The sequence below is a fragment of the Mycobacterium sp. genome (assembly GCF_032162605.1).
In the GTDB taxonomy this organism is placed as follows: Bacteria; Actinomycetota; Actinomycetes; order Mycobacteriales; family Mycobacteriaceae; genus Mycobacterium.
In genome coordinates this window covers 1-8,680 of record NZ_JAVROT010000217.1, presented here as the reverse complement: position 1 = coordinate 8,680, position 8,680 = coordinate 1, and the positions used below count along the sequence as shown (strand labels likewise).

General features: G+C 66.2%; 7 protein-coding genes and 2 pseudogenes. 7 read left to right on the top strand and 2 right to left on the bottom strand.

Annotation, left to right across the window (positions count from 1 at the left end):
• Nucleotides 1-52: 52 nt before the first annotated feature.
• Nucleotides 53-1,141, bottom strand: coding sequence for a redox-regulated ATPase YchF (gene ychF / locus QOI01_RS13525; protein WP_526381674.1), 1,089 nt, complete (start codon nt 1,139-1,141; stop codon nt 53-55).
• Nucleotides 1,142-1,225: 84 nt separating this feature from the next.
• On the opposite strand from ychF, the gene QOI01_RS13520 reads away from it, so the two are divergent.
• Nucleotides 1,226-2,413, top strand: coding sequence for a DUF6542 domain-containing protein (locus tag QOI01_RS13520; RefSeq protein ID WP_526381672.1), 1,188 nt, complete (start codon nt 1,226-1,228; stop codon nt 2,411-2,413).
• On the opposite strand, the gene QOI01_RS13515 is transcribed toward QOI01_RS13520, so the two are convergent.
• The gene (locus QOI01_RS13515) at nt 2,410-3,408 is read right to left on the bottom strand and encodes a 4-hydroxy-3-methylbut-2-enyl diphosphate reductase (RefSeq protein ID WP_526381670.1); all 999 of its coding nucleotides are present in this window, start codon (nt 3,406-3,408) and stop codon (nt 2,410-2,412) included. The genes QOI01_RS13520 and QOI01_RS13515 overlap by 4 nt on opposite strands.
• A 65-nt stretch (nt 3,409-3,473) precedes the next feature.
• Here QOI01_RS13515 and QOI01_RS13510 point away from each other — a divergent pair, with 65 nt between their 5' ends.
• The 6 genes and pseudogenes from QOI01_RS13510 to QOI01_RS13485 all read left to right on the top strand — a co-directional run.
• Nucleotides 3,474-4,055, top strand: a complete 582-nt coding sequence (locus QOI01_RS13510) for a lipid droplet-associated protein (protein WP_526381668.1) — start codon at nt 3,474-3,476, stop codon at nt 4,053-4,055.
• Nucleotides 4,052-5,281 carry an exodeoxyribonuclease VII large subunit gene (gene xseA, locus QOI01_RS13505; protein WP_526381666.1) on the top strand — a complete coding sequence of 410 codons (1,230 nt, stop codon included), beginning with the start codon at nt 4,052-4,054 and terminating at the stop codon, nt 5,279-5,281. The genes QOI01_RS13510 and xseA overlap by 4 nt, the downstream gene beginning before the upstream one ends.
• Complete coding sequence (locus QOI01_RS13500) at nt 5,268-5,480, top strand: exodeoxyribonuclease VII small subunit (protein WP_526381664.1); 213 nt, start codon at nt 5,268-5,270, stop codon at nt 5,478-5,480. The genes xseA and QOI01_RS13500 overlap by 14 nt, the downstream gene beginning before the upstream one ends.
• A gap of 61 nt (nt 5,481-5,541) precedes the next feature.
• Nucleotides 5,542-6,624, top strand: a complete 1,083-nt coding sequence (locus QOI01_RS13495; protein ID WP_526381662.1) for a 3-beta-hydroxysteroid dehydrogenase — start codon at nt 5,542-5,544, stop codon at nt 6,622-6,624.
• A gap of 105 nt (nt 6,625-6,729) precedes the next feature.
• Nucleotides 6,730-8,279: pseudogene (locus QOI01_RS13490) on the top strand (arylsulfatase).
• Nucleotides 8,280-8,680: pseudogene (locus QOI01_RS13485) on the top strand (haloacid dehalogenase-like hydrolase); the annotation flags it as partial. It abuts the pseudogene before it with no gap.

Sequence of the window (8,680 nt, the reverse complement as noted above, 5' to 3'; positions counted from 1 at the left end):
CACCTGCTGATCGCCCGGGCGATCGCGTGAAACGTCGCAAGAGCAAGCCCCCTTATTTCGACGTAGACGTTTTTCCAAACCGGAACTCCACCACGTCGCCGTCGGCCATCACGTAGTCCTTGCCCTCCATGCGCACCTTGCCCGCCGACTTGGCGGCCGCCATCGAGCCCGCCGCCACCAGATCGTCGAAGGAGACGATCTCGGCCTTGATGAAGCCCTTTTCGAAGTCAGTGTGGATGACGCCCGCGGCCTTCGGGGCGGTGTCGCCGCGGTGAATCGTCCACGCCCGCGACTCCTTGGGTCCGGCCGTCAGGTAGGTCTGCAACTTCAAGGTGTGAAAACCCGCTCGCGCCAATGCATCCAGGCCCTTCTCCGGCTGGCCGATCGACTCGAGCAGCTCGGCGGCAGACTCGTCGTCGAGCTCCTGCAGCTCGGCCTCGATCTTGGCGTCGAGGAACACGGCGTCGGCCGGAGCCACTAGCTCGCGCAGCTCGGCCGTGCGCGCCTCGTCGGTGAGCACCGCCTCGTCGGCGTTGAAGACGTACAGGAACGGCTTGGTCGTCATCAGGTTGAGCTCATGCAGCGACGAGACGTCGGCACCGGCCGCGAAGAGCGTCGTGCCGCCGTCGAGCGTCTGCTGCGCCGCCACCGCAGCCTCGTGAATCGGCTTGCGGTCCTTGTTGTTCCGCGCCTCCTTCTCGAGACGCGGCACCGCCTTCTCCAGCGTCTGCAAATCCGCGAGGATCAGCTCCGTCTCGATGACCTCGATGTCGGACTTCGGGTCGACCTTGCCGTCGACGTGCACGACGTCGTCGTCGGCGAACACGCGGACCACCTGGCAGATGGCGTCGCATTCGCGGATGTTGGCCAGGAACTTGTTCCCCAGCCCGGCCCCCTCCGACGCTCCCTTGACGATGCCTGCGATGTCCACGAACGTCACCGGCGCGGGCACGGTCTTCTCCGACGAGAAGATCTCCGCGAGCTTGTCGAGTCGCGGATCGGGCAGCGCGACCACACCCTCGTTCGGCTCGATGGTGGCGAACGGGTAGTTGGCGGCGAGTACGTCATTGCGCGTCAAGGCGTTGAACAACGTTGACTTGCCGACGTTGGGTAATCCGACGATTCCGAGGTTGAGGCCCACGGATTGAACAGTCTAGGCGTCCTCGACGGGCGCGCCCGCGCGCGCGGGCAGCGCTCTTCGCCTGATTCCCGGTACGGTCGACGTGTGTCAGGACTGCGCGGACGGTCGGCGGTGCCCGCCGACCAAAGATCGGCGCTGCCTCGTGTCCCCGGAATCCCCTGGTGGGGGGCCGCGATCGTGGCGAGCACCTTGACGGCGATGGGCGTCGCCTACGACGCCGGGGCCGGCAACAACGCCCTCGGCGGCGTGTTCACGGTGTTCTACGTCCTCGGTTGTATTGCGGCGGTCGTGGCGGTCCGTCAGTCCGGCGTCTTCACCGCGGTCATCCAGCCACCGCTCATTCTCTTCGTCGCGGTCCCGTTCGCCTACTTCGTGTTCCACGGCAGCACGTTCACCGGGATCAAGGACACGCTGATCAACTGCGGTTACCCGCTGATCGAGCGCTTCCCACTGATGTTCTTCACGACGGCCACCGTGCTGCTCATAGGCATGGTCAGGTGGTACTTGGGGGCAGCGGCGAGGCGGGCCGTACCCACGGACGCGGAGACGGTGCTCGATGCGCCTGAGGATGCGGTCGAGACCACTACCGTGGCTGCCGCGGCCACCAAGCCGCGCCGCCGCGCGCGGAGTGCGACGGCCCGCGCGAGTCGGGCGCCCTCCACGGCATCAGCGGAGGCGGCGCTCGGCGCCATGGAGGACGAGGCGCCGCCGCGCCCGCCGCGCAAGTCCACCAGGACTGCGGCGACCGGCTCACAGCGGTCGGCCGGGTCCGCCGCGGACACGGGCTCCAGGCGCTCGCGTCATTCCCGCCCGCCGGAGACCGAGATCATCGAGCCGGTGCCGAACCGGCCGCGCCGACGGAACACACCACCGGTCGATCCACCCGCCGAGTCGCGCCGACGCACCCGAGCCGGCGACCCCCGGGAGCGCGAGCCGCGCGATCGCGAGCCGCGCGATCGGCGTCCACTGCCCCCGTTTGACCGGCGAAACCCCGCGGAGCGGGCTGAACGACCCGACCGGTACGAGCGCCCCCAGCGACGCGAACGGCCCGACGAACTGCCCGAACGGCCCCAGAGACGGCCCCGCGCTGCGGACTACGAACCGTACGAGCCTCCCCCGACGGACCGCACCAACGGCAGCAGCGGGACGCATCACCCAGTCTCACGCGTGAGGTACCGGGGTGCCGATGACGGAGAGTCGCGAGTGGAACACCGCACCCGGCCGCGCCGATCCCGGCACGCGGCTCCCGATTCCTGGGAGTACGACGCCTAGCGCTTGGGCCTGATCTCACGCGGCAGGGTGAATACCAGCGTCTCATTGGCGGTCGTCACCGGTTGCACGGTGCCATAGCCGCACTCGGACAGCCGCTCCAGCACGCCGCGCACCAGGACCTCCGGCACCGACGCCCCCGAAGTCACGCCGACGGTCGTGACGCCATCGAGCCACCTCGGATCGATGTCATCGGCGTAGTCGACCAGGTACGAGGCGTCGGAACCGGCGTTGAGCGCCACCTCGACCAACCGCACCGAGTTCGACGAGTTGCGCGAACCGACCACGATGACCAGCTCGCACTCGGGCGCCATCGCCTTGACCGCCACCTGACGGTTCTGAGTGGCGTAGCAGATGTCGTCGCTGGGCGGATCCTGCAGCTTCGGGAAGCGCTCGCGCAGCCGCTTCACGGTCTCCATGGTCTCGTCGACACTCAACGTGGTTTGCGACAGCCAGATGACCTTGTTCTCGTCGCGCACGGTGACCTTGTCGACCGAATCAGGACCGTCGACCAGTTGCACGTGATCGGGCGCCTCACCAGCCGTGCCGACGACCTCTTCGTGGCCCTCGTGACCGACCAGGAGGATGTCGTAGTCGTCGCGGGCGAAGCGCTTGGCCTCGTTGTGGACCTTGGTGACCAGCGGGCAGGTGGCGTCGATGGTGTGCAGGTTGCGCTCAGCCGCTTCCACGTGGACCGTCGGTGCGACACCGTGCGCGGAGAACACCACGATGGCCCCCTCCGGGACCTCGCTGGTCTCCTCGACGAACACGGCCCCCGCCTTGGCCAGCGTCTCGACGACGTGCACGTTGTGGACGATCTCGTGCCGGACGTACACCGGCGCCCCGTGCTTCTCCAGTGCGCGCTCAACCGTCTCGACCGCGCGGTCGACGCCTGCGCAGTACCCGCGTGGCTCGGCCAGAAGCACTCGCTTGCCGGAAACCGGCGCGACGACCGAGCGGGTGGCACCCGGCATCCCCATGTTGATCGTCTGCGGCATGCTCCCAGGGTACTTACCTACGGCCTTTTCCAGCCAGCCGACGGACCAGCCGTACTCTTGCACGCATGGCAACAGCACCATATGGAGTACGTCTGCTGGTCGGCGCTGCGGCGACCGCTCTCGAGGAAACTCGCAAGCTGCCACAGACCATCGTGATGTACCCGATGACCGTCGTCAGCCAGTTGGCGCAGCTGGTGATGAAGATGCAGCAGGACGTCGCCGGTTTGGTCATCAAGGGCGACGAGACGCTCGACCAGCTGTTTCCCCCGAAAGACGAGCAACCCGAGTGGGCGACGTTCGACGAGGACGTGGACGACGACCCGTTGAATGACGAGCAGGGCGACGTGGACGACGTCGGGGAGCCTCGCAACGGGGAGCGTCTGACCGAGGGTCGATTCGCGCTCTTTAGCACCGGTGAGCCGGAGACGCGCGAGGAAGAGCCCGTGAGCAACGTCGCAACGGCCGCCCCTGGCATCGTGGCCGATCTGGACTACGCGTCGCTGACCCTGGCTCAACTGCGCGCCCGACTCCCGCAGCTGCGGGTCGCCGACCTGGACGCGCTGCTGGCCTACGAGGGCAGTACCAAGGCGCGCGCGCCGTTCCAGACGCTGCTGGCCAACAGGATCACTCGCGCGACCGCGAAGTGACCGAACCCGAACAGGGCAAGTCCCCCGACAACCCCTGGCCGGTGCGGGCCGTCGCCACCCGGGTCGCCAAGTACATCGACCGGCTCGGGATGGTGTGGATCGAGGGCCAACTGACCGAGCTGAAGCTGCGCCAGTCGACCGCGTGGATGGTGCTGCGTGACCCCGCCGCCGACATGTCGCTCTCGGTGAGTTGTCCGCGCGACCTCGTCATCAACGCCCCGGTGCCGCTAGCGGAGGGCACGCAGGTGATCATGCTCGGCCGGCCGCAGTTCTACACCCGCAATGGCTCCTTCAGCCTGCGCATCCACGAGATCCGAGCAGTCGGAGTCGGTGAACTGCTGGCCCGCATCGAACGCCTGCGCAAACTCCTGGACGCCGAAGGGCTGTTCGATCCCCGACTCAAGCGTCCAATACCATTCCTGCCCAACACGATCGGACTGATTACGGGGCGGGCATCGGACGCCGAGCGGGATGTGACGACGGTCGCGGGCGCGCGTTGGCCTGCGGTGCGGTTCGCCCTGCGCAACACGAACGTCCAAGGCCCCAAGGCGGTCTCGCAGATCGTCGACGCGCTACGCGATCTCGACCGCGACCCCGACGTCGACGTCATCGTGATCGCCCGCGGCGGGGGCAGCGTCGAGGACCTCCTGCCGTTCTCCGACGAGACGCTGTGCCGTGAGATGGCCAAGTGCACCACTCCCATCGTGAGCGCGATCGGCCACGAGCCCGACAACCCGTTGTGTGATCTGGTGGCAGACGTGCGAGCCGCGACACCCACTGACGCGGCCAAGCGCGTGGTACCCGACGCGATTGCCGAGCAGGCGCTGGTCGCCGATCTGTGCCGACGCAGCGCGCGGGCTCTGCGCAACTGGGTGCACCGCGAGCAGCACACGCTGACCCAATTGCGCAGCCGTCCGGTGCTGGCACAGCCACTGCAGGCGCTCACGGCCCGCGCCGAGGAGATACACCGGGCGCGGTCCACCGCGCGTCGTGACGTCACCCGGCTGCTCGAGGCCGAGACCAAGAGCGTCGGACACCTGTCGGCGCGGCTTGCCACACTGGGACCGGCGGCCACTCTGGCGCGGGGCTACGCCGTGGTCCAGCTCGCGGACTCGATGGCGGTGCTGCGGTCGACGAAGGACGCTCCCGCGGGCACCCGGCTGCGGGTGCGGGTGGCCAACGGCGCGATAACGACAGTCAGCGAGGGATCAGATGAAGGCCATTAGTCAAATGGGGTATGAGGAATCGCGCGATCAACTCATCGAGGTGGTGCGCCAGCTGGAGCAGGGCGGCCTCGACCTCGACACCTCGCTGAAACTTTGGGAAAGAGGTGAGGACCTGGCTAAACGGTGCGAAGAGCACCTCGCCGGGGCGCGCGAGAAGGTCGAGAAGGCGCTCGCCTCCAGGGACGGCGAAGATGCTTGAGAACGGAAGTAGCCGACGACTGGAGGTCGAAACTGGAACACGTTTCAGTTAGTCTCACCGCATGGGTGACTCAACGCTGACCACTGACCTCGGCCACGTACTGGTGACCGGAGGCTCCGGCTTCGTCGGCGCCAATCTGGTGACCGAGCTGCTCGACCGCGGCCACGCGGTCCGTTCGTTCGATCGCGTGGCATCGCCACTCCCGCAGCACGACCGGCTCCACACCGTCGTCGGAGACATCACCGACGCCGCGGACGTCGCCAACGCCGTCGAAGGCATCGACACCGTCATCCACACCGCGGCGATCATCGACCTGATGGGCGGCGGGTCGGCACCGGCCCGCGAGCGCAGCTTCGCGGTGAACGTCGGCGGCACTCAGAACCTCGTCAACGCAGCGCAGGCCGCCGGCGTGAAGCGGTTCGTGTACACCGCGTCCAACAGCGTGGTGATGGGAGGCCAGCGCATCGTCAACGGCGACGAAACCATCCCCTACACAACGCGTTTCAACGATCTCTACACCGAGACCAAGGTCACCGCCGAGAAGTTCGTGCTGGCGGCCAACGGCGTCGACGGATTGCTGACCTGTTCGATCCGACCCAGCGGCATCTGGGGCCGCGGTGACCAGACCATGTTCCGCAAGGTGTTCGAGAGCGTGCTCGCCGGGCACGTAAAGGTGCTCGTCGGCGGCAAGGACGTCAAGCCCGACAACTCCTACGTGCACAACCTGATTCACGGCTTCATCCTCGCCGGTGAGCACCTCGTCCCCGGCGGCACCGCGCCCGGTCAGGCGTACTTCGTCAATGACGGCGAACCGATCAACATGTTCGAGTTCACCCGACCGGTCGTCGAAGCCTGCGGACAGCGTCTTCCGACGTTCCGCGTGTCGGGACGGCTGGTCCATGCGGTGATGACGGTGTGGCAGTGGTTGCACTTCCGCTTCGGTCTGCCAAAGCCGCTGCTGGAACCGCTCGCCGTGGAACGCATTTACCTGGACAACTACTTCTCGGTGGCCAAGGCGCAGCGCGACCTCGGCTACCGCCCGCTGTTCACCACCGAAGAGGCCATGGCGCAGTGCCTCCCCTTCTACACCGACTTGTTCGAGCAGATGAGGCGCACCGGCAAGTCCGCACCCGCCATCGCATGATCGTGGGCTGAGGAGTTCGGCCAACCTCTGACAAGGGCACCCGAGCACGAATAGCCTTCCTCGCAGGTGGATTCGATCCGCGAATCGGGAGCGAGGGAGCTCGGCATGCCCAACGGAAAACCCAACATCCTGGTCATCTGGGGCGATGACACCGGCATCTCCAACCTGAGCTGCTACAGCGACGGTCTGATGGGTTATCGGACGCCGAACATCGACCGCGTGGCCAACGAGGGAATGCGATTCACCGATTCCTACGGCGAACAGAGCTGTACCGCGGGCCGCGCAGCGTTCATCAGTGGACAGAGCGTGTACCGCACCGGAATGAGCAAGGTCGGCGTACCCGGGGTGGACATCGGCTGGGTCGCCGAGGACCCCACCATCGCCGAAATGCTCAAGCCACTTGGCTACGCCACCGGGCAGTTCGGCAAGAACCACTTCGGCGACCTGAACAAGTACCTGCCGACCGTGCACGGGTTCGACGAGTTCTTCGGCAACCTGTACCACCTCAATGCCGAGGAGGAGCCCGAGCAGTTCGACTATCCGCACAAAGACCAGTTCCCGCGGCTGTACGAGCTGGCGCTGCCCCGCGGTGTCATGAACTGCAAGGCCACCGACGAGGTGTCGACCGAACCCGACGACCCGAAGTTCGGGTCCGTCGGCAAGCAGACCATCGAGGACACCGGGCCGCTCACCGCCAAGCGGATGGAGACCATCGACGACGACATCGCCGACGCCACCGTCGACTTCGTCAAACGGCAGCACGACGCGGGCAAGCCGTTCTTCGTCTGGTGCAACTTCACCCACATGCACCTTACACCCACGTCAAGCCCGAGAGCCGGGGACAGTCCGGGATGTGGCAGTCCGAGTACCACGACGCGATGATCGACCACGACAAGAACGTGGGCACGGTGCTCGACGCGCTCGACGACCTCGGCATCGCCGACGACACGATCGTCATCTACTCCACCGACAACGGCCCGCACCGCAACAGTTGGCCCGACGCCGGTACAACGCCGTTCCGCAGCGAGAAGAACACCAACTGGGAGGGCGCCTACCGAATCCCGGAGTTGATTCGCTGGCCAGGAAAGATCAAGGCGGGCAGCGTGTCCAACGACATCATCCAGCATCACGACTGGCTACCCACACTGGTCGCCGCGGCCGGCGACCCCGACGTCAGCGACAAACTGAAGAAGGGCATGAAGGCTGGCGCCGACGGAGACACCGAGTACAAGGTCCACATCGACGGGTTCAACCTGCTGCCGTACCTGATGGGCGAAGTCGAACACAGCCCGAGACGAGGGTTCTTCTACTTCAACGATGACGCCGAACTGGTCGCGATGCGCTTCGAGAACTGGAACATCGTGTTCGCCGAGCAGCGCTGCCAAGGCACACTGCGGATCTGGGCCGAACCATTCACCCAGCTGCGGGTGCCGAAGCTGTTCAACCTGCGCACCGATCCGTTCGAGTACGCCGACATCACGTCGAACACGTACTACGAGTGGTTCTTGCGGCGCGACTTCTTCGCCTTGTATGCGACGGCGATGGCGTCGGCGTTCCTCGACACGTTCAAGGAGTTTCCACCCCGGCACCCACCGGCCAGCTTCAGCATCGATCAGATCGTCAAGAAGCTCGACGCGTTCCTGGCAGCCGACTAGATGCTCGATTCCTGGACCGATGGACCCACGAAATCGGCGATCGTCGATTTCGTAGTGCGCGTCACCACAGCGGGGCCGGATTTCGTTGCGCCGGAAGCGCGTATCGCCGTCTTCGACAACGACGGCACGCTGTGGTGTGAGAAGCCGATGTACATCCAGCTGGACTTCCTGCTGCGCCGCTTCAAGGAGCAGGCCGAAGCCGACCCCTCGCTGCGGGCGCGCCAGCCGTACCAGGCCGCCTATTCGGGCGACCTGAAATGGCTGGGCGACACGGTGACCAAGCACTACCAGGGTGACGACACGGACCTCAAACCGCTCATGGCTGCGATACTCACCGCCCATCACGAAATCACCGTCGACGAGCACGCAAGCCTGATCAACGCCTTCTTCGCCGAGGCCAT

Coding starts and splice junctions, on each gene's coding strand:
- QOI01_RS13495 (WP_526381662.1), top strand. CDS start 5,542: ATGGGTGACTCAACGCTGACCACTGACCTCGGCCACGTACTGGTGACC.
- QOI01_RS13510 (WP_526381668.1), top strand. CDS start 3,474: ATGGCAACAGCACCATATGGAGTACGTCTGCTGGTCGGCGCTGCGGCG.
- QOI01_RS13515 (WP_526381670.1), bottom strand. CDS start 3,408: ATGCCGCAGACGATCAACATGGGGATGCCGGGTGCCACCCGCTCGGTC.
- QOI01_RS13500 (WP_526381664.1), top strand. CDS start 5,268: ATGAAGGCCATTAGTCAAATGGGGTATGAGGAATCGCGCGATCAACTC.